This is a genomic window from Microvirga sp. 2MCAF38 (assembly GCF_052115485.1).
Taxonomy (GTDB): Bacteria; Pseudomonadota; Alphaproteobacteria; order Rhizobiales; family Beijerinckiaceae; genus Microvirga.
Genome location: NZ_JBFRGU010000004.1, coordinates 503,190 through 527,256 on the forward strand (window position 1 = coordinate 503,190; position 24,067 = coordinate 527,256).

At 62.0% G+C, this 24,067-nt stretch carries 21 protein-coding genes; 11 read left to right on the forward strand and 10 right to left on the reverse strand.

The window, feature by feature from the left end; translation table 11 throughout:
• Window positions 1-157 precede the first annotated feature (157 nt).
• The 4 genes from AB4072_RS11230 to xylF all read right to left on the reverse strand — a co-directional run bounded on the left by AB4072_RS11230 (window position 158) and on the right by xylF (window position 4,439).
• A complete protein-coding gene (locus AB4072_RS11230; RefSeq protein ID WP_441968009.1) occupies window positions 158-910 on the reverse strand; it encodes an SDR family NAD(P)-dependent oxidoreductase in 753 nt (250 codons plus the stop codon).
• A 190-nt stretch (window positions 911-1,100) separates the two neighbouring features.
• On the reverse strand, window positions 1,101-1,892 hold the full coding sequence (locus AB4072_RS11235; RefSeq protein ID WP_441968010.1) for an ATP-binding cassette domain-containing protein: 792 nt from the start codon (window positions 1,890-1,892) through the stop codon (window positions 1,101-1,103).
• A gap of 12 nt (window positions 1,893-1,904) precedes the next feature.
• Window positions 1,905-3,221: a sugar ABC transporter permease gene (locus tag AB4072_RS11240; RefSeq protein WP_441968011.1), complete on the reverse strand. Its 1,317-nt coding sequence runs from the start codon at window positions 3,219-3,221 to the stop codon at window positions 1,905-1,907.
• A 171-nt stretch (window positions 3,222-3,392) separates the two neighbouring features.
• Window positions 3,393-4,439, reverse strand: coding sequence for a D-xylose ABC transporter substrate-binding protein (gene xylF, locus AB4072_RS11245; protein ID WP_441968012.1), 1,047 nt, complete (start codon window positions 4,437-4,439; stop codon window positions 3,393-3,395).
• 222 nt (window positions 4,440-4,661) lie between these two features.
• Between xylF and AB4072_RS11250 the strand changes: the two genes are divergently transcribed.
• Window positions 4,662-5,870, forward strand: a complete 1,209-nt coding sequence (locus AB4072_RS11250; RefSeq protein ID WP_441968013.1) for an ROK family protein — start codon at window positions 4,662-4,664, stop codon at window positions 5,868-5,870.
• Between the two features lie 97 nt (window positions 5,871-5,967).
• On the opposite strand, the gene AB4072_RS11255 is transcribed toward AB4072_RS11250, so the two are convergent.
• Window positions 5,968-6,387, reverse strand: coding sequence for an ester cyclase (locus AB4072_RS11255; protein WP_441968014.1), 420 nt, complete (start codon window positions 6,385-6,387; stop codon window positions 5,968-5,970).
• 88 nt (window positions 6,388-6,475) lie between these two features.
• Between AB4072_RS11255 and AB4072_RS11260 the strand changes: the two genes are divergently transcribed.
• The 3 genes from AB4072_RS11260 to AB4072_RS11270 all read left to right on the forward strand — a co-directional run bounded on the left by AB4072_RS11260 (window position 6,476) and on the right by AB4072_RS11270 (window position 10,941).
• Window positions 6,476-6,937 carry a MarR family winged helix-turn-helix transcriptional regulator gene (locus AB4072_RS11260; protein WP_441968015.1) on the forward strand — a complete coding sequence of 154 codons (462 nt, stop codon included), beginning with the start codon at window positions 6,476-6,478 and terminating at the stop codon, window positions 6,935-6,937.
• 83 nt (window positions 6,938-7,020) lie between these two features.
• The gene (polA, locus tag AB4072_RS11265) at window positions 7,021-10,005 is read left to right on the forward strand and encodes a DNA polymerase I (protein ID WP_441968016.1); all 2,985 of its coding nucleotides are present in this window, start codon (window positions 7,021-7,023) and stop codon (window positions 10,003-10,005) included.
• A 207-nt stretch (window positions 10,006-10,212) separates the two neighbouring features.
• Window positions 10,213-10,941, forward strand: a complete 729-nt coding sequence (locus AB4072_RS11270; protein ID WP_441968017.1) for a glutathione S-transferase — start codon at window positions 10,213-10,215, stop codon at window positions 10,939-10,941.
• Window positions 10,942-11,258: 317 nt separating this feature from the next.
• Here the strand turns inward: AB4072_RS11270 and AB4072_RS11275 are convergent, their stop codons facing one another.
• Together AB4072_RS11275 and AB4072_RS11280 are read right to left on the reverse strand one after the other, a co-directional pair.
• The gene (locus AB4072_RS11275; protein ID WP_441968018.1) at window positions 11,259-11,849 is read right to left on the reverse strand and encodes a histidine phosphatase family protein; all 591 of its coding nucleotides are present in this window, start codon (window positions 11,847-11,849) and stop codon (window positions 11,259-11,261) included.
• Window positions 11,846-12,637: a class II glutamine amidotransferase gene (locus tag AB4072_RS11280; RefSeq protein ID WP_441968019.1), complete on the reverse strand. Its 792-nt coding sequence runs from the start codon at window positions 12,635-12,637 to the stop codon at window positions 11,846-11,848. Before AB4072_RS11280 ends, AB4072_RS11275 begins: the two co-directional genes overlap by 4 nt.
• A 178-nt stretch (window positions 12,638-12,815) precedes the next feature.
• Here AB4072_RS11280 and AB4072_RS11285 point away from each other — a divergent pair, with 178 nt between their 5' ends.
• Window positions 12,816-14,231: a sodium:proton antiporter gene (locus tag AB4072_RS11285; RefSeq protein WP_441968020.1), complete on the forward strand. Its 1,416-nt coding sequence runs from the start codon at window positions 12,816-12,818 to the stop codon at window positions 14,229-14,231.
• A gap of 111 nt (window positions 14,232-14,342) precedes the next feature.
• Here the strand turns inward: AB4072_RS11285 and AB4072_RS11290 are convergent, their stop codons facing one another.
• From AB4072_RS11290 to AB4072_RS11300, 3 genes are all read right to left on the reverse strand, one after another.
• The gene (locus AB4072_RS11290) at window positions 14,343-15,437 is read right to left on the reverse strand and encodes an NAD(P)/FAD-dependent oxidoreductase (RefSeq protein ID WP_441968021.1); all 1,095 of its coding nucleotides are present in this window, start codon (window positions 15,435-15,437) and stop codon (window positions 14,343-14,345) included.
• Between the two features lie 165 nt (window positions 15,438-15,602).
• A complete protein-coding gene (locus AB4072_RS11295; protein ID WP_441968022.1) occupies window positions 15,603-17,213 on the reverse strand; it encodes a phosphoenolpyruvate carboxykinase in 1,611 nt (536 codons plus the stop codon).
• A 159-nt stretch (window positions 17,214-17,372) separates the two neighbouring features.
• On the reverse strand, window positions 17,373-18,110 hold the full coding sequence (locus tag AB4072_RS11300) for a HugZ family pyridoxamine 5'-phosphate oxidase (protein WP_441968023.1): 738 nt from the start codon (window positions 18,108-18,110) through the stop codon (window positions 17,373-17,375).
• Window positions 18,111-18,364: 254 nt separating this feature from the next.
• Here AB4072_RS11300 and AB4072_RS11305 point away from each other — a divergent pair, with 254 nt between their 5' ends.
• The 6 genes from AB4072_RS11305 to ahcY all read left to right on the forward strand — a co-directional run bounded on the left by AB4072_RS11305 (window position 18,365) and on the right by ahcY (window position 23,933).
• Window positions 18,365-19,063, forward strand: a complete 699-nt coding sequence (locus AB4072_RS11305) for a response regulator (RefSeq protein WP_441968024.1) — start codon at window positions 18,365-18,367, stop codon at window positions 19,061-19,063.
• Window positions 19,064-19,139: 76 nt separating this feature from the next.
• A complete protein-coding gene (locus AB4072_RS11310) occupies window positions 19,140-20,927 on the forward strand; it encodes a stimulus-sensing domain-containing protein (RefSeq protein ID WP_441968025.1) in 1,788 nt (595 codons plus the stop codon).
• A complete protein-coding gene (locus AB4072_RS11315; RefSeq protein WP_441968026.1) occupies window positions 20,920-21,369 on the forward strand; it encodes an HPr kinase/phosphorylase in 450 nt (149 codons plus the stop codon). The genes AB4072_RS11310 and AB4072_RS11315 overlap by 8 nt, the downstream gene beginning before the upstream one ends.
• 97 nt (window positions 21,370-21,466) lie before the next feature.
• Complete coding sequence (locus AB4072_RS11320) at window positions 21,467-21,868, forward strand: PTS sugar transporter subunit IIA (RefSeq protein ID WP_441968027.1); 402 nt, start codon at window positions 21,467-21,469, stop codon at window positions 21,866-21,868.
• A gap of 6 nt (window positions 21,869-21,874) precedes the next feature.
• Complete coding sequence (locus AB4072_RS11325; protein ID WP_441968028.1) at window positions 21,875-22,195, forward strand: HPr family phosphocarrier protein; 321 nt, start codon at window positions 21,875-21,877, stop codon at window positions 22,193-22,195.
• Window positions 22,196-22,502: 307 nt separating this feature from the next.
• Window positions 22,503-23,933, forward strand: a complete 1,431-nt coding sequence (ahcY, locus tag AB4072_RS11330; RefSeq protein ID WP_441968029.1) for an adenosylhomocysteinase — start codon at window positions 22,503-22,505, stop codon at window positions 23,931-23,933.
• The last annotated feature ends 134 nt before the right edge of the window (window positions 23,934-24,067 follow it).

The window sequence follows — 24,067 nt, forward strand, 5'->3', positions numbered from 1 at the left end:
TATCCCGGACACTCGACCCTCATCCTGAGGAGCGGCAAAGCCGCGTCTCGAAGGAGGGTCCAGCGTGCTCTGAAAGCACCTCCCCATCGCGACGATCTAACGGCCTCCTGAGGAAGCTCCAGCTTGGAACCTAACTCACGATCGGAGGCTTGAGCGTTCAAACCCAGCCGCCATCCACGAGATAGCTCTGCGCGGTGATCGCGCCCGCATCGTCCGAAGACAAGAACAAGGCGACCTTTGCGATGTCCTCAGGGATCAGTTTGCGCTTCACGCATTGGCGCTTGAGCAGTTCTTCCTCACCTTCCGGCGTGAGCCAGAGATCGATCTGGCGCTGGGTCATGATCCAGCCCGGAACGATGGAATTGACGCGGATATGCCGCGCGCCGAGTTCGCGGGCGAGCGCGCGGGTCAACCCCACCACGGCGGATTTTGCGGTCTTGTAGGACGCGAACGAATCCTCGCTCGCCATGTAGCTGGTGGAGCCCATATTGATGATGGAGCCGCCGCCCGCTTTCTCCATATCCGGCAGCACAGCCTGCGCCGCGAAGAACTGGTGGTCGAGATTGGTAGCGAAACGCTCGCGCCAATATTCCGGCGTCACTTCTTCGATGGTGTGGCGATCGTCCCGCGCGGCGTTGTTGACGAGAATAGTGATAGGCCCCAACGCCGCGCTGGTACGCTTGATCGCCGCCTGCAACGCCGGAATATCGCGCACGTCGTTATGCTCGAAATGCACGCGCTCGCCGAGGCGCTCCGCTAAGGCCTGTCCCGCTTCAGCATTGTAATCGAGAACGCCGACCTTGCAGCCCTGACGATGAAATGCCTCTGCAATGCTCTCGCCAATGCCGCTCGCGCCGCCGGTGACGAGAACGGTTTTGCCCTTGAGAGAGCCGTAGATGGTTTGGGTCATAAGGACTCGCTTTATATCTTGTAACTGCAATCGAACGTTCGGAATTGATCGCCACGCGCTCTCCTCCCCCTTGTGGGGAGGAGTTGGAGGTGGGGGTGTTGGCGCTTCGCTGTCCAAGGTGGGCGTTTGCCCCCTCCCTCCCCACAAGGGGGAGGGGAAAGAGGCGCGCATTCTTGAAAGACAGTGCCTCTCAGCTCGCGCCCGGTCCCGGTGTCGCGCCGGGCGGGCACTTGCCCAAAATGATCATGCCGAGCACTTCATCCTGCGTGACGTCGTTCACGCTCGCCGAGCCGACGAGTTTGCCGTTCTTCATCACGCTGACGCGATCGGCCAAACCGAACACGTCGTGGATGTCGTGGCTGATGAGGAAGATGCCGATGCCTTCCTTCTTCAGTTGCAGCACGAGATCGGCCACCTGTTGCGTCTCGGCGGGGCCGAGAGCCGCTGTCGGCTCGTCCATGATCAGCACGCGCGCGTTGAAATAGATCGCGCGCGCAATCGCCACCGATTGACGCTGACCGCCGGAAAGCGCCTTCACCGGCTCCTTGAAGCGGCGGAAATGCGGATTGAGACGCGCCATCACCTTGCGCGTTTCCGATTCCATCGTGGCATCGTCGAGAGTGCCGTAAGGCGTCAGCACCTCGCGGCCGAGAAAGATGTTGCCCGCCGCATCGATGTTATCGGCAAGCGCCAGCGTCTGATAGATCGTCTCGATGCCATAGCGCTTGGCATCGCGCGGTGTGCCGATCTCCGCGCGCTCGCCATTCACATAGATCTCGCCGCTATCGGGCCGATAAGCGCCGGAGAGAATCTTGATCAGGGTCGACTTGCCCGCGCCGTTATGGCCGAGAAGTCCGACCACTTCGCCCGGACGCAGATCGACGGACACGTCATCGACCGCCTTGATGCCGCCGAAAGCAATGGAAATGTCGCGCATCTCCACGAGAGGCTTGGAATCGAGAGGCTTGGAAACTTGCTGCATGGATGCCCCCCTTTACTTGAAACGACGGCGATAGAGCCCGTCCACCCACACCGCCAACACGAGCACCGCGCCGACGACGATGTTCTGCAAGGGCGTATCGACGCCAAGCAACACCATGCCCGATTGCAGCGACTGCATGACGAGCGCACCGAGCATGGCGCCCGCAATCGTGCCGACGCCACCCGCAAGGGACGTGCCACCGATGACGGCGGAGGCGATCACGTAAAGCTCGTCGAGCGTGCCCGCCGCATTGGTGGCCGCGTTCAGGCGCGCGGTCGCAATGCAAGCGGAGATGCCGCAGAGCACACCCATGAGGCCGAACACTTTCATCAGCGCCCAGCGGGTGTTGATGCCCGACAATTCCGCAGCCTCTGGATTGCCACCGATGGCGAAGACGTAGCGGCCGAAGCGGCGACGCCGCGCGAGGAAGGTCATGAGAAGACCGACCACGATGGCGATCACGACAGGAAGCGCGATACCGTGCGGAACGAACAGGCCGCCCTCCGGCCATGCGATGCCGTTGGCCTCGGCCCAGCGGCGCGCGGTGCCGGCGGGAAGCGGATACGAATTCATGACGAACGCAGTGGCGAGCACGGCGACACAGGCAATGGCCCCAATCACCGCGTCGGCCCAGACCGGCCGCACCGGAAAGCCGAAACGGATGCGGCGGCGGCGCGCGAGCCCTAAGCCCACCATGATGAGGCCGCAGGCCAGCATCGCGATGGCCCATGTGGCGACCGCACCGAGCGCGCCTTCCACGCCGCCACCCAACGCCTTGAAACGCGTGTCCATGGGCGCGATCGTTTGACCGGCGGTGACCCACCAGGCCGCGCCGCGCCACACGAGCAAGCCACCCAGCGTCACGATGAAGGAGGGAATGGCGAGATAGGCGATGAGCCAGCCTTGAAAGAGCCCGATAGCTCCGCCGATAGCAACGGCGAGCAGAACGGCGATGGGGGCGGTGAGCCAATGCTCGAGGCCGAGGAAAGAGGGTAGCCACTGCACCTGCGCCACGCCGATGATCATGCCGACGACGCCAAGAATCGCGCCGACCGACAGATCGATGTTGCGGGTGACGATGATGAGGACCATTCCCGTCGACATCACCGCGATGGAAGCCGTCTGCACCGACAGGTTCCACAAATTGCGCGGCGTGAGGAAGAAACCGCCGGAGAGAATGTCGAAGCCGATCCAGATGACGGCGAGTGCCGCCAGCATACCGATCATGCGGACATCGATTTCAAGCTTCGAGAGAAACGATCCGGACGTGACGCTGGGCGGCGGGGCGGACGTGGCGACGGGTGGTGCGGCGACGGGTGGTGCGGTCATAATAAAAACTACAGTCGTTAAAGCCGTCATTCCGGGGCCGCGGAAGCGGAACCCGGAACCCATAACCGTTGCGGGAGGGGCCCTCCCGCAACGGTCCAACGAGCTTTTCAGCCAATGCGTTTATGGGTTCCGGGCTCTCGCTTCGCTCGCCCCGGAATGACAGAGGTTGACTTAATCGCAGACCTTCGCGCTGCCCTTCTTCACACCCTGGCAGACCACGTCCTTCGAGACCCAGCCGGCATCGATGACCAAGGCAAGGTTATCCTTCGTGATCGCGACAGGGGTGAGGAACTTGGCGGTCATGTTCTGCTTCTTCGCACCCTGGTTCCAGCTCTGCGCGCCGGAGATTTCGGCGAGCTTCTTGCCGCCAGCGAGAGCCACGGCGATTTCAGCGGCGTTGCGGCCGAGTTCGCGCGCGTCCTTGAAGACGGTGACGCTCTGGGTGCCGAGGGCGACGCGGTTCAGAGCCGCCTTGTCGGCATCCTGGCCGGAGACCGGAACGGAACCGGCAAGGCCTTGAGCCGCAAGCGCCGCAATCGCACCGCCGGCTGTGCCGTCATTGGCGGCGACGACCGCATCGACCTTGTTGTTGTTCTTGGTTAGGAACTGCTCCATGTTCCGCTGCGCATTGGCGGGGAGCCAGCCATCCGTATAGGCCTCACCGGCGTTCTTGATCTTGCCCGAATCGATGGAGGGCTTGAGCACTTCCATGGCGCCCGCGAAGAGGAAGTTGGCGTTCGGATCGGAGCCCGAGCCCTTGATGAAGACATAGCTGCCTTCGGGCTTGGCCTTCAGCACTTCACGCGCCTGCAGACGACCCACCTCGACATTGTCGAAGGTAAGGTAGAACACCTGCGGAATTTCGATGAGACGATCATAGCCGACCACCGGAATACCCTCGGCCACAGCCTTCTCGACAGCCGGACGGACCGCATCGGAATCCTGCGCCAGAATGATCAGCGCCTTGGCGCCGCGCGCGATCAGGCTTTCGATATCGGTGAGCTGCTTGGCGGGCGAGGATTGCGCATCCGCCGAAACGTAGGTGCCGCCGGCCTTTTCGACCGCGGCCTTGATGGCGGCTTCGTCCGTCTTCCAGCGCTCTTCCTGGAAATTCGACCAGCTGACGCCGACGACAGGGCCCTTGCCCTGCGCAAGAGCCGCCGTCGCCGAAAGGGCGAGAGCGGCGAGGCTGATCATCGCATGCTTCTTGAACGACATGGGGTTTCCTCCTCGGGCAGGCGCGTTCCCTAGCGTTGCCCTTTGGTTGTATATGGCCGGGAAACCGCCGTGGGCACGGGCGGTCCCTCGTCAAAAGTTTTTTCGACCACAGAATTAATTATCCGGGAACAGGATGCTTTCAAGCGGCAAACATCTAGGCATTTGGTCGAATAACCCGATCTTCCGACTTGTTTTCTTCGTTCAATGAACAAAAAAGAAGGCATGTCGTTGTCGTCCCTGACTCCTCGTGAGACCGCGCGCCGCCGCCTGCTCGATGCTTTGCGTCGGGAAGGGCCGATGGCGCGCGTCGAGATCGGCCACCAGCTCAGCATGAGCCCCGCAAGCGTCTCGGAACTGACGGCAAACCTTATGGAAGAGGGTGTTCTTCTGGCCGACGACGCGGGCGACGCCTCGCCAGGGTTGTTCCGTGGACGGCCGAAGGTACGGCTCTTCTTCTCCGAAACACTGGGCAGCGTCATCGGCGTCTGGATGGGCTTCAATCGTATTGAGCTGCGGCTTGTCGACAGCGCAGGTCGAAACCGCGCGAGCCGCCATGTGGAGCGTCCCCTGCGCAATCTCGGCGCCGAGGAGGTGATGGACATGCTGGCGGAGGTCATCACCGCCTTCGCACGGGAGACCGGCGCACCCGATGTGAAGGCCATCGGCCTTGCCTGTCAGGGCTATGTGGACACCAAGGACGGCGTGGTCGCCTGGAGCCCGGTTCTCGGCATCCGCGATGTGCCGCTGGCTGCGGGGCTCGGTACCAGGCTCGGCCTGCCGGTTCTGATGGAGAACGACGCCAGCGCCATGGCCTTCGCCATCGCCCAGCGCGATCCCTCTTTGCGAGCCGGGCGTACGGCCTGCCTGATGATCGGCGACGGCGTCGGCCTCGGTTTCCTCATCCAGGGCGAACTCTATCGCGGCGCGCGCTTCGGCGGCAGCGAGTTCGGCCATGTGCGTCTGCGCCGGAGCGGTCCGCAATGCCGCTGCGGCGGGCGCGGCTGCATCGAGGCATTCCTGGCCGATTACGCTCTGCACCGGGACGCGCAGCTCATCGACCACCGCCCGGCTCCGAGCATCCTCCTCCCCGGCGAGGCGGCCATGAGCGCCATTGTCGATCAGGCCCGCGCGGGCGATCCGGCCCTTCTCAACCTTTTCCGGGAAGCGGGCGAGGTCTTGGGCGATGCAGTCGGCATCCTGATTCAGACGCTCGAACCGGACCACGTGGTGATCTGCGGCCCGGGCACCCGCGCCATGGATCTCCTGCGCCCCTCCTTCGAGGCGGCGCTGGAAACCCAGACGATCCCCGAACTGCGTGCCATGTCCACGATCCACGTGGTCGAATCATCCATGGATCTGCTCACCGAAGGCGTGGTGATGCAGGCGCTCAGGGAGCTCGATCTGGAACTGGCGCGGCTGAAAGCGGCTTAGAGTTTGATCGCGTCTCTTTGAAACACGATCAAACTCACGATTCCTTATTGCCGCATGATCGGGCGAACAACCGGTTTCCACTTGTTCCGATCATGCTCTAGCGGCCAGCCGGAGCAGGGATCTCCGCTCCGATCTGCCGGAAAAGGCTTATCGTATCGAGCAGCGCCCAATGCTCGGCGATCTTCTCTCCCTCGAGGCGAAACCAGCGCGCAACCCGAACGTCGATGGAGGCGTCCGTCGGAGCATTGCCCCGGAATGGTCCCGTATGCTTTCCCTGAAGGCGCGCCCTCAACATGACCCTGTCGCCGTCGGCGACCAAATCTTCGATGAGATGGCGGCAGTTCGGAAAGGCCTCCCTCACCTGGCCGATTTGGGCCTTCAGGCTTTCAATCCCGCCGCTGTAGGCATGATCCGTATAAGACGCCGTGACAAGCGCGTCGACGTCGTCGATCCGCGCCTCGTCCCAGGCGACGGTCATGAAATGGCGAATGAGCCTTTCGGCATTTTGGTTGGACATCGGTCTCTCTGAAAGTTAAATCATCGGCTAGTCAGGTGACTGACAATATAGTCAGTTGCCTGACTATATTGTCAAGAGAGTTGTCCCCATGCCCTCCTCTCACAACAAAGCTGTCGATCACGGCCTGCGCCAGACGAATACGGGGCGCCTTCTTCTGAGGGCCATGCGCGCGTTCAATGAGCGCTCGATGGCGGCGGTCCAGGAATCGGGGCATCCGGCGCTCAGCTTCGCCCATGCATCCATTCTGCCGCATATCGACGCCGATGGAACGCGGCTGACCGAGATCGCCGAGCGCGCCGGAATGCGCAAACAATCCGCCTCCCAGCTCATAGGCGAGTTGGAGAAGGCCGGCTATGTCGCCCGTACCCAAGACCTCAGCGACAAGCGAGCGACCCTCATCAGTTTCACGCCTCAAGGGCAGAATTTTCTCCGGGACGCCGCCACCGTAAAGGCCCGAATCGAAGAAGAGCTCAAGCGAGAGCTTGGAGCCGGGCCATATGAAACCTTGCGTACTATACTGGTTCGCTTTCCGGGCGTTAGTGGCGGCTAGACGGCAATCGCCATCGCAACGCCATAGCCAGAGCGTGCTGAAATCACTATCTGTTGGCTGTCAATTCCGCACCATCGAGACCCATGGCTTCTTCCCGTCCTGTTTCCGCTGGCGACCACGTCTTTCTCGTCGACGGTTCGTCCTTCATCTTCCGAGCCTACTTCCAGTCCATGAACCAGGACTCGAAATACAACAGCCGGACCTCGGACGGCATGCCGACGGGGGCCGTGCGCCTGTTCGTGACGAAGCTCCTGCAATTCATGCGGGACGGCGCAGCGGGCTTCAAGCCGACCCATCTCGCCATCGTGCTCGACAAGTCCGAAGGCTCGTTCCGCAAGGAACTCTACGAGGATTACAAGGGCCACCGCCCCGATCCGCCGGACGACCTGCGCGTTCAGATGCCCCTGATGCGCGAAGCGATTCGCGCCTTCGGCCTGGAGCCTATCGAGCAGGCCCGCTACGAGGCGGACGACCTCATCGCCACCTATACGCAGGAGGCCAAGGCGCGTGGCGCGAAGGTGCTCATCGTCTCCTCCGACAAGGATCTGATGCAGCTCGTCGGCCCGCTGGTCGATTTCTACGATTTCGAATCGGGCGCCAAGGGCAAGCCCGGCTACCGGCCCGAGCGCAATCTGGACGAGGCCGCCGTTACCGAGAAATGGGAGGGCATTCCGCCCGAAAAAATCGGCGATGTGCTGGCCCTCATGGGCGACACCTCGGACAATGTGCCGGGCGTTCCCGGCATCGGCCTGAAAACCGCCGCGCAGCTCATCAAGGAGTTCGGCGATCTCGAAACGCTTCTCGCGCGTGTCGATGAGATCAAGCAGCCCAAGCGCCGCGAAACGCTTCTTGCCAACATCGACAATGCGCGCCTTTCCAAGAAGCTCGTGACGCTCGATTGCGAAGCGCCGCTCCCGGTCTCGCTTGACGAACTCGGCTTGCCGGAACTTGAAGCACGCAAGCTTCTGGCCTTCACGAAGGCGATGGAATTCAACGCGCTGACGCGCCGCGTCGCGGAACTCTATGAGGCCGATCCGGCGGTGATCGAGCCCGATTCGCGCCTCATGCCGGGCGGCGAGGCGATTACCTGGGACGGACGCCCGCAAATGTCGACCGGCGAAGGAACACCCGACGCCGCGGCCGCGCCGGTCGCGAATGCGGACGGGGCCTTCTTGCCCGCCGATCTCGCCGCGCGCTGGGCCATGCAAGGATCCTCGCAGGCCTTCGACCGCAGCGCCTACGAGACGATCACCGATGTCCAGCTTTTGCTGGAATGGGTGCGCCAGGCGCGCGAACAGGGCTATGTCGCCATCGACACGGAAACGAGCGCGCTCGATCCCAACCTTGCGGATCTCGTCGGCTTCTCCCTGGCGCTTGCGCCGAACAAGGCGTGCTACATCCCCCTCAAACATCGCGGCGGTACCGATCTCTTCGGCGGCGGCGTGGTGCCGGGGCAGATGCCGATGACGAATGCGCTCGATGCAATCAAGCCTCTGCTCGAAGATCCGTCCGTCCTCAAGATCGGGCAGAACCTCAAATACGATTGGGTCGTCCTGAAACGCCACGGCATCGAGGTGCGCCCATTCGACGACACCATGCTGATTTCCTACGTGCTCGATGCGGGCAAGGGCTCGCACGGCATGGACGAACTCTCGCGCCGTCATCTCGGCCATTCGCCGATTCCATTCTCGGAAGTGGCGGGTACCGGCAAGAGCCAAGTGTCGTTCGATCAGGTCGACATCGAAAGGGCGACCATCTACGCGGCGGAGGACGCCGATGTCACCTTGCGCCTTTGGCAGGTCTTGAAGCCGCGCCTCGCTGCCGAGCGTCGCACCAGCGTCTACGAGACGCTGGAGCGTCCGATGGTCGACACGCTGGCGCGCATGGAGATGCGCGGCATTCTGGTGGACCGGCAGATCCTCAGTCGCCTCTCCGGCGATTTCGCGCAATCGCTCGCGCGGCTGGAGGCCGAGATTCACGAGATCGCCGGCGAGAAATTCACCGTCAGCTCGCCTAAGCAGATCGGCGACATCCTCTTCGGCAGAATGGGCCTTCCAGGCGCGAAGAAGACGCCATCCGGCCAATGGGCGACACCCGCGACGCTTCTCGACGAGCTCGCGCAGGCGGGGCACGTTCTGCCCGAGCGGATCCTGGAATGGCGGCAGCTCGCCAAGCTGAAATCGACCTATACCGACACGCTGCAGGATCACATGAATCCGGGAACGGGGCGCGTTCATACCTCGTTCGCTCTTGCAGCAACGACGACGGGTCGCCTGTCTTCCTCCGAGCCCAACCTGCAGAATATTCCGATCCGCACGGAAGCCGGTCGCAAGATCCGCACGGCTTTCATCGCACAGCCAGGCTCCAAGATCATCTCGGCGGATTACAGCCAGATCGAATTACGGATTCTCGCGCACATCGCCGACATCCCGCAACTGCAGGAGGCGTTCGCCAGGGGGCAGGACATTCACGCGGCCACGGCGTCGGCCATGTTCGGTGTGCCGCTCGACCAGATGACGCCGGATCTGCGCCGTCAGGCCAAGACCATCAATTTCGGCATCATCTACGGCATCTCCGCCTTCGGCCTCGCGCAGCGCCTCGGCATTCCGAACGCCGATGCGGCGGCCTTCATCAAGCAATATTTCGAACGCTTCCCCGGCATCCGGGATTACATGGACAACATCCGCAAGACCTGCCGCGAGCATGGCTATGTGACGACGCTCTTCGGCCGCGTCTGCCATTATCCGCAGATCAAGTCGGGCAATCCGTCCGAGCGCGCGGCGGTGGAGCGACAGGCCATCAACGCGCCGATCCAGGGCAGCGCCGCCGACATCATCCGCCGCGCCATGGTGCGGATGGAGGATGCGCTGCGCGCCGAACGCCTTTCGGCCCGCATGCTGCTGCAAGTGCATGATGAACTGGTGTTCGAAGTCCCCGACGAGGAAGTGGAAGCGAGCTTGCCGGTGATTTCACGCGTGATGACACAAGCCGCCTATCCCGCTGTCCATCTGAAAGTACCGCTCTCCGTCGAATCCCGCGCGGCGCAGAACTGGGACGAGGCGCATTAGAGCTGATCATGCCTCTCTGAAACATGATCAAGCTTTATTGTGATCTGACGACGTCCGATCAGGCCATGAATACCCGACGCGGCAACGCTGTTTGCGAAGACATGCGCTCGCGTCGGGAGAGATAGGCAAAGAAGGCTTATCTGCTCGACGCGGAACTCCTGCTATTTTGGGCGTTGCTTGCAGCAAGACCAAAGCAAGGAGCGCACCATGGCCTACGAGCTTTATTATTGGCCAGGCATCCAGGGACGGGGCGAATTCGTGCGGCTGGCGCTGGAAGAAGCGGGTGCCGAATACATCGATGTAGCCCGCGGCCCCAAATCGAAGGGGCTCGGTATCTCGTCACTCATGGACATTCTCGAAGACGAGAACGTGGAGCGCCCGCCTTTCGCACCACCCTTTCTGAAAGATGGTGATGTCATCGTCGGCCAGACGGCGGCGATTCTTTTCTATCTCGGCCCCAAGATCGACCTTGCGCCGAAGAATGAGGCGGACAGGCTCTGGACGCACCAGATCCAGCTCACGATCACCGATCTCGTGGCGGAGGCGCACGACACGCACCACCCTATTTCGGTCGAGCTCTATTACGAGGATCAGAAGAAAGAAGCTTTGCGGCGCGCGAAGGATTTTCGTGAGAACCGGATGCCGAAGTTCTTGAACTGGTTCGAGCGCATTCTGGCGCGCAACCCCTCTGGCGACCGGCATCTGGTCGGGCGCTCGCTGACTTATGTCGATCTCTCGCTGTTCCAGGTCGTCGAGGGCCTTACATACGCCTTCCCCCACACCATGACACGGCTTATCCCGGATATGCCGCGCGTCGCCGCACTTCATGACGCTGTGGCGGAGCGTCCCCGGATTAAAACTTATCTCGCCAGCAAGCGGCACCTTCCCCGCAACGATGAGGGCATTTTCAGGCGCTATCCGGAACTGGATGATTGATATTTTCTTCAGGCCCGAAGAAGGGCGTGCTGTCTTACGATGCCGACGGTTCAGGCGCGGGCAAGGCAGTCGTGATCGCCGCCCTGCCGAAGAAGCTCAAGATGACTTCCGCCGACTTCCTGATCATCTGATTTTTTCAGGAGCCAAGAGTTTGATCGTTTCAGATTGAAACGTGATCAAACTCTCGATTCTTTTGATGCGCATGATCCGGGCGAACAACCGGTTTTCCACTTGTTCTGCTCATGCTCCAAACGGAAGGCCCTTGCGATATCGCGAGGGCCTTTCGCTTTTGCGCGGAGCCACAGGGCGGACCGCCTTCAGGCCATGCTGCCGGACGCCGCGCCAATCAATTCGGCCCGGCCGTTTTGCAGTTTGTAGAAACCATCCTGCGGCACGGCCAGCTCCAGCATTTCTCGCTTCGAGAGACCGAGATACACCCCGCGGATCAGCCGACCCGTCACCCCATGCGAAACGGCGACGATGGGGCCGTCGAGATCCGCGAGCCACGAGGCCACACGCCCGCAAACGGAATCGAAGGTTTCTCCGTCGGGGGAGCGGAAATACCAGTCGAACGCGTCGGCTCCGTGCAACGCATCGGGATATTCCATGGAGATTTCATAACGCGTCATGCCGTCCCAGGAGCCCATGGAGATTTCAGCGAGGCGCGGCTCATCCGAACGATCGAGCGCGACATGGCGCGAGATCAGATCGGCCGTCGCCTGCGTGCGGCCAAGGGGGCTGACATGGGCCCGAAGCGGCGACGTGAGATCGATGGTCTCGTGGGCGAGAAGGCGCCCGATGAGCTCGGCCTGTTCACGTCCGCGTTCGCTCAAAGGCGAATCCTTCTGACCCTGGTAGCGTCCGACCGCGTTCCACAGCGTTTCGCCATGGCGGATGAGATAGATCATGCAGCCAACCGACTCATGGCCTCGTTCAGGCACTCGACCGTCACGGGGCTTCCCGCGCGCGCGACGAGGCTGCAGCCTTTCGGCACCTCGCGCCAGCCTTTCGCCTTGTCGTCGATAGGCTCCGACACGACGAGCAGATTGCTGTCGGACTCGCGGAAATAGAGTGTGGGGGGCTGCGCGTCGCTGGACCATCGATAGGCGAACAGGCTCTCGCCGTCGGTGAAGGCGGCGGTGAACTTGAACGGCTCGGTAATGCCGGCTTCGTCCATGAGGCCGCGCACGGTCTTCAAGGTGCGCGCCATGGCCGCAACGGGTTCGTCCGCAAGACCGTTCGCCAGCGCCAGAAGGAAGATGGCCTCCGAATCGGTGGTGCCGTGACGCGTGTCGAAGAGATCGTCCGGGATCATCGCCTCGAGGCGGCGCTTGATCTTCTTGTAACCGCCGATCTGGCCGTTATGCATGAAGAGATGAGGGCCATGGGTGAAGGGATGGCAATTCGCCCGCATGGTGGCGGTGCCGGTGGCAGCGCGCACATGGGCGAAAAACAAGCTGGACCGCACCTGATCGCAGAGGCTCCGCAGGTTCTCGTCCGACCAGGCCGGGCGCACCTCGCGATAGAGCCCCGGCTCCCGCCGCTCACGATACCAGCCGATACCGAAGCCGTCCCCGTTCGTTTCCGTCTTCGCCTCGATGGCGTGGAGTGATTGGTGCACCAGCGAATGGGCGGGCGCGCAAACCAGATCGGCCAGAAAGATCGGATCGCCCCGGTAGGCAAGAAAGCGGCACATCGGCTTCGTTGAACCCCAGGCGCTATCGAGCACCGTGCATCATCTTGTTCATAATGTTTCAGTTAAGCTGAACAGGCGGTTAATGCCAAGGCATTGTCACCCATTGCAACGCTTCATTGCTTTCCATAATGCTGCAAAAATAATCATCGGGGAACCCGATGAACGAGGGGGCTCATTCATGAAAATCCGCGCTGAAATCCGCGCTCTCGCGATTGTCGCCGCGATGCTTGCCATGCCGGAAGCGGCCGGCGCGACGGAACTCGACGGGCGGACACTGGGCTTATCCTGGGCGCTTCCCTTCGCCGGCATCCTCCTCTCGATCGCGTTGTTTCCGCTTTTTGCGGGGCATACCTGGGAGCATCATCAGGGCAAGATTGCGGCGCTTTGGTCGCTCCTGTTGCTGGTTCCGATTGCCCTCGTCGAAGGGGCTTCAACCACCATCGGCGTTCTGGCGCATACCGCCTTCCTGGAATACATCCCGTTCATCCTGCTGCTGCTGGCGTTGTTCACGGTGGCGGGCGGCATTTTGATCCGGGGCAACATTCACGGAGCGCCCGTCTCCAACACGCTGCTTCTCGGCATCGGCACGGCGCTCGCGAGCGTCATCGGCACCACCGGCGCCTCTATGGTCATGATCCGCCCCGTGCTGCGCGCCAACGACGACCGGAAGCACAACGCCCATGTGGTGGTGTTCTTCATCTTCCTCGTGTCGAATATCGGCGGCTCACTCACTCCGCTCGGAGATCCACCGCTTTTCCTCGGCTTCCTGCGGGGGGTCGATTTCTTCTGGACGACGAAGCATCTTTTCGGCCAGACCCTGTTCGCCAGCGGCCTCGTGCTGCTCGTGTTCTTCGTGCTCGATTGCGTGATCTACAAGCTCGAAGGGCGCACACGCCCCGATCCGACACCTGACAATCCGCTGCGAATCTCCGGCGGCATCAACTTCCTGCTCATCGGCGTGATCATCGCCGCAATCCTCATGAGCGCGACGGTCGATCTCGGCCGCGTCGCGATCCTGGGCATCGACATCGAACTGGCGAACGCCTTGCGCGATCTCATCATGATCGTCGTGACCGTTATTTCTCTCACCACGACGCCGGAAGCCGCTCACGCGGAGAACGGATTCTCGTGGGGGCCGATCAAGGAAGTGGCGAAGCTGTTCGCAGGCATCTTCATCACCATCATCCCCGTGCTCGCCATGCTGAAGGCTGGCAGCGCGGGTGCCTTCGCGCCGCTCGTCGCACTTGTCACCAATGCTGACGGCAGCGCGAACAACGCGGCTTATTTCTGGCTGACGGGCGGCCTCTCATCCTTCCTCGACAACGCACCGACCTATCTCGTCTTCTTCGAACTGGCGGGCGGCGATGCGCAACACTTGATGACGGAGGGCGCTCTGACGCTCGCGGCCATTTCGGCCGGCGCCGTGTTCATGGGCGCAAACTCCTATATCGGCAATGCGCCCAATTTCATGGTCTACGCCATCGCTCGCGAGGGCGGCGTGAAGATGCCGAGCTTCTTTGCTTATCTTCTCTGGTCGGGCGCGGTGTTGATTCCGACTTTTCTGCTCGTAACGCTTTTGTTCTTTAGGGCCTAATCGTCATCCCGGACGCCATAGGCGATCCGGGATCGTCGTCCGAATGAAGCGCCTCGATCGTCCCGCGATCCCGGGTTCTGCTTCGCAGCCCCGGGATGACGTTTGGTCAGGTCAGGCTTCAAGCCGCTTCACCACATCCTCGGCGATGGAAAGGCTGGATGTGAAGCCGGGGCTTTCGATGCCGAAGAGCTGGACGAGGCCTGAAAGCCCGTGCTCTTGCGGACCATCGATGAGAAAATCGGCGGCGGGTTCGCCGGGGCCTGTGAGTTTTGGACGGATGCCGGAATAATCGGGTACGAGCACATCATCGGGCAGGCTCGGCCAATAGCGGCGGATCGAGGCAACGAAACTCTCTGCGCGGTGCGGATCGACGACGTAATCCTCGCTCTCGACCCATTCCACGTCCGGCCCGAAACGCAGGCGCCCGGCAAGATCGAGCGTGACGTGGGTGCCGAGACCACCATCGACGGGCGCGGGATAGATCAGGTGCGAGAAGACGGGCTTTCCCGCGCAGCCGAAATAATTGCCCTTCGCAAGAAAGAGCGGCGGCACGCGCTCCTGCGGATAGGCGTCGACGGCACGCGCCAAAGCCTGTGCGCCGAGGCCCGCCGCGTTGACGAGCGCATCGAAGGACAGGGTCGCGGGCTCCGCCCCACCAATGTGCACATCCCAACCGCTTCCGCGGCGCGACACCTGCTCCAGGGGTGCGTTGAACGCCACCACGCCGCCGGCGGCTTCGAGATCGCCCTGCAAAGCCACCATCAGGGCATGAGTGTCGACGATGCCGGTTTCCGTCGAGAGGATCGCCGCGCTGCAAGCGAGCGCAGGCTCAAGGGCTTGCACCTCCCGCGCGTTCAGCATGACGAGCCCTTCGACACCATTCGTCAGACCCTGCTGATAGATGCCCGCAATCTTGGCTTCTTCGCGCTCGTTCGTCGCAACGATCAGCTTGCCGCATTTTCGAAACGGCACCCCGTGGCTCTCGCAGAAAGCATAGAGCATCCGCCGTCCGGCGACGCAGTGGCGGGCTTTCAGCGAACCTTTGGGATAATACATCCCCCCATGAACGACCTCGCTGTTGCGCGAGGAGATCCCATTGCCTATGCCGCCCGTCGTCTCCGCCACGATCACCGCATGACCGCGTTGGCTCAGCGCGCGGGCAATGGCAAGGCCGACCACACCGGCTCCGATAACGAGAACATCCATGGGAGACCTCGTGAAAACGGCGACCCCGGGGCCGCCGTTCACTCAATCTAGAGCATGATCAGAACAAGTGAAAACCGGTTGTTCGCCCGGATCATGCGGCAATAAGGAATCGAGAATTTGATCATGTTTCAAAGAGACACGATCAAGTTCTAGGGAGCTGGTGTGTCAGGCCGCAATCGACATTTGCGGTGCGGCCGCCTTCACATCCGCATCCACGTAGGCCTCGAAGCGTTTGAAGTTCTCGTTGAACATGTTCACGAGGCGCTTCGCGGTCTCGGCGAAGGCGGCTTTGTCGGCCCAGGTCTTGACCGGATAGAGGATATGCGGCTCGACGCCGGGCACCGAAGTCGGCACCGCGAAGCCGAAGTAAGGATCGCGGCGGAAATCGGCGCGCGACAGCGAACCATCGAGGGCAGCGGAAAGCAGCCGGCGCGTCACGCGGATCGGCATGCGGCGGCCGGTACCGTATTTGCCGCCGGTCCAGCCCGTATTCACGAGCCAGCAATCCACATGGTGCTTGGCGATGAGATCGCGCAGGAGATTGCCGTAAACGGAGGGATGACGCGGCATGAACGGCGCGCCGAAGCAGGTCGAGAAGGTCGCCTCCGGATCGCTGACGCCCTTCTCCGTTCCGGCGACCTTGGCGGTGTAGCCGGAGAGGAAGTGATACATTGCCTCGGCCGGTGTGAGCTTGGCGATGGGCGGCAGGACGCCGAACGCGTCGCAGGTCAGCATCACGATGTTCTTCGGAATGCCCGCGCGGCCGGTGGTGCTCGCATTCTCGATGAAATCGAGCGGATAGGCGCAGCGCGTATTCTCGGTGCGCGATGCATCGTCGAAATCCGGTACGCGGGTGATCGGGTCGATGACCACGTTCTCGAGCACCGTTCCGAACCGTTCCGTCGTGGCGTAGATCTCGGGCTCGGCTTCACGCGACAGGCGGATCGTCTTGGCGTAGCAGCCGCCTTCGAAGTTGAACACGCCGTTCGGGCCCCAGCCGTGCTCGTCGTCGCCGATGAGCGTGCGGTTCGGATCGGCGGACAGCGTCGTCTTGCCGGTTCCGGAGAGGCCGAAGAACACGGCGACATCGCCAGCATCGCCCACATTGGCGGAGCAATGCATGGGCATCACGTTGACCTTGGGCAGTGCGAAGTTGAGATAGGTGAAAACGGACTTCTTCATCTCGCCCGCGTAGGACGAGCCGCCGATCAGCACGATCTTGCGGGTGAAGTCGCAGGCGATGACCGTCTCGCCACGGCACCCGTGGCGCGCCGGGTCGGCCTTGAAGGTCGGCAGATCGACGATGGTGAGTTCGGGCGCATAAGAAGCGAGTTCGCCCTCGTCCGGCCGGATCAGGAGATTGCGGATGAAGAGCGAGTGCCAGGCGAGTTCCGTGAAGACCCGCGCCTTGACCCGGTAGGTCGGATCCGCACCGCCATAGAGATCCTGCGCGAACAATTCTTTGCCCTTGGCGTGGGCAATGAAATCCTGCAGCAGGAGATCGAAATTGCCGGGCGTGATCGAACCGTTATTGTCCCACCAGACCGTCTCTTCCGTGGTCGCGTCCCGAACGACGAACTTGTCCTTCGGCGAGCGCCCCGTGTGGATGCCGGTCTCGGCGAGCAGTGCGCCGCCGCGCGCGAGCCGCGCTTCGTTCCGCTTCAGGGCCTGCTCGTAGAGCGAAGGCGCCTCGAGATTCCAGAAGACGCGCTGGAGATCGGTGAACCCGAAGGTTTCAGACCCCTGTTTGCTGTTGAAGACGCCGACATTCTCCACGAAGACCTCCCTTGTGGCCACCCGCATCATCGGCCTGACGCCGATCCGGGTCTATCTCTGACGTTCAGGCGACGCGGACAACGCTTGCCCTGTCGAAACATATGGGGCGGTCTTTAAGTCATGGAGCGTTGCCGTTCAACCAGGGCATTCCATTTCGTTCTATTTTTCGCGTCGCCGAGCCTGCCCGGCTAAATCCTTCAGGATACGCCGCAAGGATATGGCGTCCGTCGCCCGCTCGGGAAAGAGCACCCGCGCCGTCTGATCGCCGAGAATCAAGTCGATGCCCTCGGGATCGAGGCCGCTCGCCTCCCAGGCGCCGGGGCTGCCGCCAGCCAACCGGGTCGCATAGAGTTCGAGAGCCTCCCGGTGGTCCTGGTTCATATGAGCGACGGCTCCGGCTTCCGCCTCGACAACTCCCTCGGCTCCGGTGAGATCCGTCTTGAGGTCTTGCGTGCTCAGACTCGCCGCGCGGGCGAAGCCGCCATTGAGGTGGCCGCCCAAGATTTCGATGCGCCAGAACGAGAAATCGGGAAAATCCGCATAGAGCCGCGATTTCGGATTGCGCGCCAGAAAGCGCGTGCGGGCACGCGGATCCGTCGTCGGATAAGCCTTCCCCATGATCGTGAGGCGGGGATGCGCCAGAGGATCGCCTCGCCCGGTCTGCGCCAAAAGCAAGGAGACGCGGGGATCGCGCTCCATGTTTCCCGTATGGGCGGCAAGGCGGGATGTGAGGATCAAGGGCGATCCATCGCTATCGGTCGCGACCGTCACCAACGTCGTAAAGGGAAAACCGGTAGCATCGAGGGTGCCCAAGGCACCGGCCCGAATGCTGCGCAGCAAAAGCCTGCCCAGATTGACGCCGTCGAAATTCATCTCAGGCGCTTTCGGCTCGTCCATCGTTCATCTCCGATTGAGGTTTCAGCTTGGAGAATGATCGCGATTCAAGAAAGAGCCGATCATTCACGATCTTTCGCCAAACCGGTATCCGCCTCGCCGCACCGCGCTTAAAATCCTAAGATAACCCCGCCCCACTGGCGATTGGGGCCAACGAACCATACATATGCCACGAGAAAGGCACAGTTGGACGCTCAGCGTCTTTGGCCACCAGCCGCAAAAAGCATGCGGCCGCCTCAGTTGATAAGGATGAGTTCATGCCGACGATTGCTCTCGTCGATGACGATCGCAACATTCTGACTTCCGTCTCCATCGCTCTCGAAGCGGAAGGATATCGGATCCAGACCTACACCGACGGCGCATCGGCCCTCGACGGGCTGAAGCATTCCCCGCCGGATCTGGCGATCTTCGATATCAAGATGCCGCGGATGGACGGCATGGAATTGCTGCGCCGCCTCCGCCAGAAATCGGATCTGCCGGTGATCTTCCTCACCTCCAAGGACGAGGAGATCGACGAGTTGTTCGGCCTCAAGATGGGTGCGGACGATTTCATCCGCAAACCGTTCTCGCAGCGTCTTCTGGTGGAGCGCGTGAAAGCCGTTCTGCGCCGGTTCGCGCCGAAAGATCAATCAGCTCCGCGCGAAGCCGATTCCAAGGCTCTCGAACGCGGCCTGCTATCCATGGACCCCGAGCGTCACGCCTGCACCTGGAAGGGCGAGCCCGTGACGCTGACTGTTACGGAATTCCTGATCCTTCAGGCACTCGCGACCCGTCCCGGCGTCGTGAAGAGCCGCAACGCCCTGATGGACGCGGCCTACGACGATCAGGTCTACGTGGATGACCGCACCATCGACAGCCACATCAAGCGCCTCCGCAAGAAGTTCAAGGTCGTCGATGATAATTTCGAGATGATCGAGACGCTCTATGGCGTAGGATACCGGTTCAAGGAAAACTGAGACCGGAGCAAAGCGGACTCCGGTTTTGCGAAGGAAATGCGCTTGATCGAGGCCGCCGTGAACGCCAAGAAGGCTCATGAAAGCTGATTTCATCAATGTGGAAGCCGGGGGCGAGGACCAGCCAGCTCCCCGGGGGGGTCTGGCACGCCTGAAAGGCTTCGGCCGCCTCCTCTGGCTGCAGATGTCGTCGAGCCTGACGCGGCGCATCGTGGTGCTCAACCTTGCCGGGCTCGTGGCGCTCCTCATCGGCTTTCTTTACCTCAACCAGTTCCGCGAGGGCCTGATCGAAGCGCGGGTGCAGAGCCTTCTGACGCAAGGTGAAATCATCGCGGGGGCGATCGCGAGTTCGGCGACCGTCGAGACCGACAACATCACCATCGATCCGGACAAGCTCCTGCAGATGCAGGCGGGGCAGACGGAGAAATTCGGCGAGGAAAATCTCTTCCCGCTCGAATTCTCCATCAACCCCGAACGCGTCGCGCCGCTGCTCCGCCGCCTGGTGACGCCGACGGGAACGCGCGCGCGCATCTATGACCGGGACGGCGCGCTGCTTCTCGATTCCCGCGCACTGTATTCGCGCGGCGATATCCTGCGTCTCGACCTGCCGCCGGTGACGGACGAAGACACGAATTTCTTCGAACGCACCTGGAACAGCGTCCGTACCTTTTTCCGCCGCAAACGGCGCGCGGGGGTGGAAGAAATCGGCCCGGTCAACGGCAAGTCCCTGCCGGAAGTGCAGCAGGCCTTCCTGGGCAAGCAATCGGACGAAGTGAGAACCAATGCGCGAGGCGAAACCATCGTCTCCGTGGCGGTGCCGATCCAGCGCTTCCGCTCCATTCAGGGCGTGCTTCTGCTGTCCACGCAGGGCAACGACATCGATTCCATCATCGCCTCCGAACGCATGGCCCTGCTGCAGGTCTTCCTGATCGCCGCCATCGTCATGATCGTACTTTCGCTGCTTCTCGCGGGCGCCATCGCTGGGCCGGTGCGGCGTCTGGCGGAAGCCGCCGAGCGGGTGCGGTGGGGCACGAAGTCGCGCCAAGAAATTCCTGACTTCACCAATCGGTCGGACGAAATCGGCCACCTGTCGGGTGCGATCCGCGACATGACGCGGGCACTCTACAACCGTATCGACGCCATCGAGAGCTTCGCCGCCGACGTGGCGCACGAATTGAAGAACCCGTTGACCTCCCTTCGCAGCGCGGTCGAAACCTTGCCGCTCGCCCGTAGCGACGAGTCGAAACAACGTCTCATGTCGATCATTCAGCACGACGTGAAGCGCCTCGATCGCCTGATCACGGATATCTCCGACGCGTCGCGGCTCGATGCCGAACTCGCCCGAGCGGATGCGGAAGTGGTCGACGTGGCGCGCCTTCTGGAAACGGTCGTCTCGGTCGCCAACGAGCGGCGGCACGCGCACGATCCGTTGATCCGCCTCGAGATCGCGCGCTCGGCTTCGCGGCGCAATGACTTCCTGATCTTCGGTCATGATAGTCGCCTGGGACAGGTGTTCAACAACCTGTTCGACAACGCCCGCTCCTTCTCGCCGCCGGACGCAACCGTTCAGGTGACTTTGCGCCGCCGCCGCAACGAGGTCGAGGTGGCTGTGGAGGATAGCGGGCCCGGCATCGAGCCTCATGCCCTCGACCGAATTTTCGAGCGCTTCTATACCGACCGCCCGGAGCAAGGCTTCGGCCAGAATTCCGGCCTTGGCTTGTCGATCTCGCGCCAGATCGTGGAAGCGCATCGCGGTACGATCCGGGCCGAGAACCGGGTGGGCGCGCCCGGCGAAGACGGAGAGCCGACGCGCCTTGGAGCGCGTTTCATCATCCGCATCCCCGCCGCCGGCCAAAATCATGGATAGGGCCGAGACCATCTATGCAGGCTGCATCGTCCTGAACGAATCCGGCATTCTCATTCGCGGCGGCCCCAAAACGGGCAAGTCGACTCTGGCGCGCGAGCTGATTTTCCTTGCAAACCAAGCTTGCATGTTTGCGCGGCTGGTCAGCGACGACCGCACCCGGATCGCCCCTTTCGGAAGCCGCCTCGTCGCCCGGCCTGTCGAGCCCATCGAGGGGAAAATAGAGGTGCGCGGCCTTGGAATTATACCCGTTCCCTTTGAGGAATCAGCCGTTCTGCGCCTCGTGATCGACCTGTCGCTGGCGGACCCGATCCGTTATCCTGAGCAGGAGGAGACCGAGGTTTCGCTCTGCGGCCTCTTGCTGCCCCGGCTTGCAAGTCGAACCGGAACCCCCCTATTTGATATAGTGCTGGCGAGACTAAAGGGTGTTACGACGTGGTCGTGACACTGTGATGAAGATTTCGTCTCAATGCTCTTGCGCTTGGCGTTGCAATGCACAAAATAGCGGCTCCGCTCCAAGGAGCGAACGGACCAGAGACATTATGATTGGTATGGTGCTCGTCACCCACGGGCAGCTCGCGACGGAATTCAAGGCCGCGCTGGAGCATGTGGTGGGAACGCAAGAGCAGCTCGAAACGATCACGATCGGCCCCGACGACGACATGGAAACCCGGCGCAAGGACATCATGGCCGCCGTGTGCCGCGTCAATTCGGGCCAGGGCGTCGTTGTTTTGACCGATATGTTCGGCGGAACGCCGTCGAATCTCGCCCTGTCGTGCATGAATGGCGGCTCGGTGGAAGTCGTCGCCGGCATCAACCTGCCCATGCTGATCAAGCTGGCCAGCGTGCGCGATGAGGAATCGTTGACCGACGCCGTGGCTCACGCTCAGGAAGCGGGACGCAAATACATCAACGTCGCTTCGCGCGTTCTGTCCGGAAAGTAAGCGTTTATGGCCGATTCGTTCGATCAGGACTGTCCCCCAGCCCCTGTTCCCGACGGCGCATTGGCGCGTGAATTGCCCATCATCAACCGGCGCGGCCTTCATGCCCGTGCGTCGGCCAAGTTCGTCCAGATGGTCGAGCGCTACGGCTCGGACGTCACCGTAACCCGTTGCGGGGAGACCGTCGGCGGACGGTCCATCATGGGCCTTCTGACCCTGGCAGCCGCGCAGGGAACCACGATCACCGTCACCGCCAAAGGCCAGGACGCCTCGGATTGCCTGCAGGCCCTGGATGATCTCCTGGCTAATAGGTTCGGCGAGGACGAATAATCCAACGCGCACGCATTGAATCCAGCGGCCTGCAAGTCCGAGCAGCGAAGGGCTGCGCTATTCGCGTATTCCTCCCCCCTTGTGGGGAGCCAGGGTGGAGGTGGTAGCGCTAGCCTATTCAAGGTTGGCGCTCTCACCCCCCACCTCCAACTTCTCCCCGCACGGGGAGGAGGGTTTTCGGCGCCAGACTGGGCAGGCCTCTCCGCTGATCGCCCGGCCATATAAAGATATCTTTATATCTTGATTGCCTCTTCCGCGACTCTCTGTTAGAGAGACCGCAAGTCAACGATTATGGAAGAGACATCCCATGAGCCAGGCCGCTTTGAAGGGCGCTGAAACCGCCAAGGACTACCTCGTCAAGGACATTTCGCTCGCCGATTTCGGTCGCAAGGAAATCTCGATCGCCGAAACCGAGATGCCCGGCCTCATGGCCGTCCGCGAAGAATACGGCCCGAAGCAGCCCTTGAAGGGCGCTCGCATCGCCGGCTCGCTCCACATGACCATTCAGACCGCCGTGCTGATCGAGACCTTGAAGGCTCTCGGCGCGGATGTGCGCTGGGTATCGTGCAACATCTATTCAACCCAGGATCACGCGGCCGCCGCCATTGCTGCCGCCGGCATCCCGGTCTTCGCCTATAAGGGCGAAACGCTCGTCGAGTATTGGGACTACACCGCCAAGCTGTTCGACTGGCATGGCGGCGGTGTGCCGAACATGATTTTGGACGACGGCGGCGACGCCACCATGCTCGTCCACCTGGGTCTTCGCGCCGAGCAGGGCGACGTGGCCTTCCTCGACAAGCCCGGCGCGGAAGAAGAGGAAGTCCTCTTCGCCCTCATCAAGCGCCTGCTCAAGGAAAAGCCGAAGGGCTGGTTTGCGGAAGTCGCGAAGTCCATCAAGGGCGTGTCGGAAGAGACCACCACGGGCGTTCACCGCCTCTACATCATGGCCAAGGAAGGCAAGCTGCTCTTCCCCGCCATCAACGTCAACGACTCGGTCACCAAGTCGAAGTTCGACAACCTCTATGGCTGCCGTGAATCGCTCGTCGACGGCATCCGCCGCGGCACGGACGTGATGATGGCCGGCAAGGTCGCCATGGTCGCCGGCTTCGGCGACGTGGGCAAGGGCTCGGCGGCTTCGCTCCGTCAGGCCGGCTGCCGCGTGCTGGTGTCGGAAGTCGATCCGATCTGCGCGCTCCAGGCCGCCATGGAAGGCTATGAAGTGACCACGATGGAGGATGCTGCTCCCCGCGCCGACATCTTCGTCACCGCGACCGGCAACAAGGACGTCATCACCCTCGATCACATGCGCGCTATGAAGGATCGGGCCATCGTCTGCAACATCGGCCACTTCGACAACGAGATCCAGGTCGCGGGTCTCAAGAACCTCAAGTGGAACAACATCAAGCCGCAGGTGGACGAAATCACCTTCGCCGACGGTCACCGCATCATCCTGCTCTCGGAAGGCCGCCTTGTGAACCTCGGCAACGCCATGGGTCACCCGTCCTTCGTGATGTCGGCCTCCTTCACCAACCAGACGCTGGCCCAGATCGAACTCTGGAACAACGCAGGCAAGTACGAGAAGAAGGTCTACACCCTGCCGAAGCACCTGGACGAGAAGGTCGCCTCGCTGCACCTCGAAAAGATCGGCGTGAAGCTCACCAAGCTGCGCCCGGATCAGGCTTCCTATATCGGCGTGAAGGACACCGGCCCGTTCAAGCCGGATCACTACCGCTACTGAGCGCCTGCTCCGCTCCAAATCTCGAGAAAGCCCGGTTCGCGCCGGGCTTTTTCTTTTGATCCGCGCACCGGTTTTCCAGCCTTCGTCAACAAGTTCTCCACACGGTTTCGGCAATAGTCTTAAACAGACCTTAA

Bases quoted from the DNA above. Each gene is read 5' to 3' on its own strand.
- AB4072_RS11275 (WP_441968018.1), bottom strand. From the start codon at position 11,849: ATGATCTATCTCATCCGCCATGGCGAAACGCTGTGGAACGCGGTCGGA.
- AB4072_RS11315 (WP_441968026.1), top strand. From the start codon at position 20,920: ATGGATAGGGCCGAGACCATCTATGCAGGCTGCATCGTCCTGAACGAA.
- AB4072_RS11310 (WP_441968025.1), top strand. From the start codon at position 19,140: ATGAAAGCTGATTTCATCAATGTGGAAGCCGGGGGCGAGGACCAGCCA.
- AB4072_RS11235 (WP_441968010.1), bottom strand. From the start codon at position 1,892: ATGCAGCAAGTTTCCAAGCCTCTCGATTCCAAGCCTCTCGTGGAGATG.
- AB4072_RS11260 (WP_441968015.1), top strand. From the start codon at position 6,476: ATGCCCTCCTCTCACAACAAAGCTGTCGATCACGGCCTGCGCCAGACG.
- AB4072_RS11230 (WP_441968009.1), bottom strand. From the start codon at position 910: ATGACCCAAACCATCTACGGCTCTCTCAAGGGCAAAACCGTTCTCGTC.
- AB4072_RS11325 (WP_441968028.1), top strand. From the start codon at position 21,875: ATGGCCGATTCGTTCGATCAGGACTGTCCCCCAGCCCCTGTTCCCGAC.
- AB4072_RS11300 (WP_441968023.1), bottom strand. From the start codon at position 18,110: ATGGACGAGCCGAAAGCGCCTGAGATGAATTTCGACGGCGTCAATCTG.
- AB4072_RS11285 (WP_441968020.1), top strand. From the start codon at position 12,816: ATGAAAATCCGCGCTGAAATCCGCGCTCTCGCGATTGTCGCCGCGATG.
- xylF (WP_441968012.1), bottom strand. From the start codon at position 4,439: ATGTCGTTCAAGAAGCATGCGATGATCAGCCTCGCCGCTCTCGCCCTT.
- ahcY (WP_441968029.1), top strand. From the start codon at position 22,503: ATGAGCCAGGCCGCTTTGAAGGGCGCTGAAACCGCCAAGGACTACCTC.
- AB4072_RS11240 (WP_441968011.1), bottom strand. From the start codon at position 3,221: ATGACCGCACCACCCGTCGCCGCACCACCCGTCGCCACGTCCGCCCCG.
- AB4072_RS11280 (WP_441968019.1), bottom strand. From the start codon at position 12,637: ATGTGCCGCTTTCTTGCCTACCGGGGCGATCCGATCTTTCTGGCCGAT.
- AB4072_RS11320 (WP_441968027.1), top strand. From the start codon at position 21,467: ATGATTGGTATGGTGCTCGTCACCCACGGGCAGCTCGCGACGGAATTC.
- polA (WP_441968016.1), top strand. From the start codon at position 7,021: ATGGCTTCTTCCCGTCCTGTTTCCGCTGGCGACCACGTCTTTCTCGTC.
- AB4072_RS11290 (WP_441968021.1), bottom strand. From the start codon at position 15,437: ATGGATGTTCTCGTTATCGGAGCCGGTGTGGTCGGCCTTGCCATTGCC.
- AB4072_RS11250 (WP_441968013.1), top strand. From the start codon at position 4,662: ATGTCGTTGTCGTCCCTGACTCCTCGTGAGACCGCGCGCCGCCGCCTG.
- AB4072_RS11270 (WP_441968017.1), top strand. From the start codon at position 10,213: ATGGCCTACGAGCTTTATTATTGGCCAGGCATCCAGGGACGGGGCGAA.
- AB4072_RS11305 (WP_441968024.1), top strand. From the start codon at position 18,365: ATGCCGACGATTGCTCTCGTCGATGACGATCGCAACATTCTGACTTCC.
- AB4072_RS11255 (WP_441968014.1), bottom strand. From the start codon at position 6,387: ATGTCCAACCAAAATGCCGAAAGGCTCATTCGCCATTTCATGACCGTC.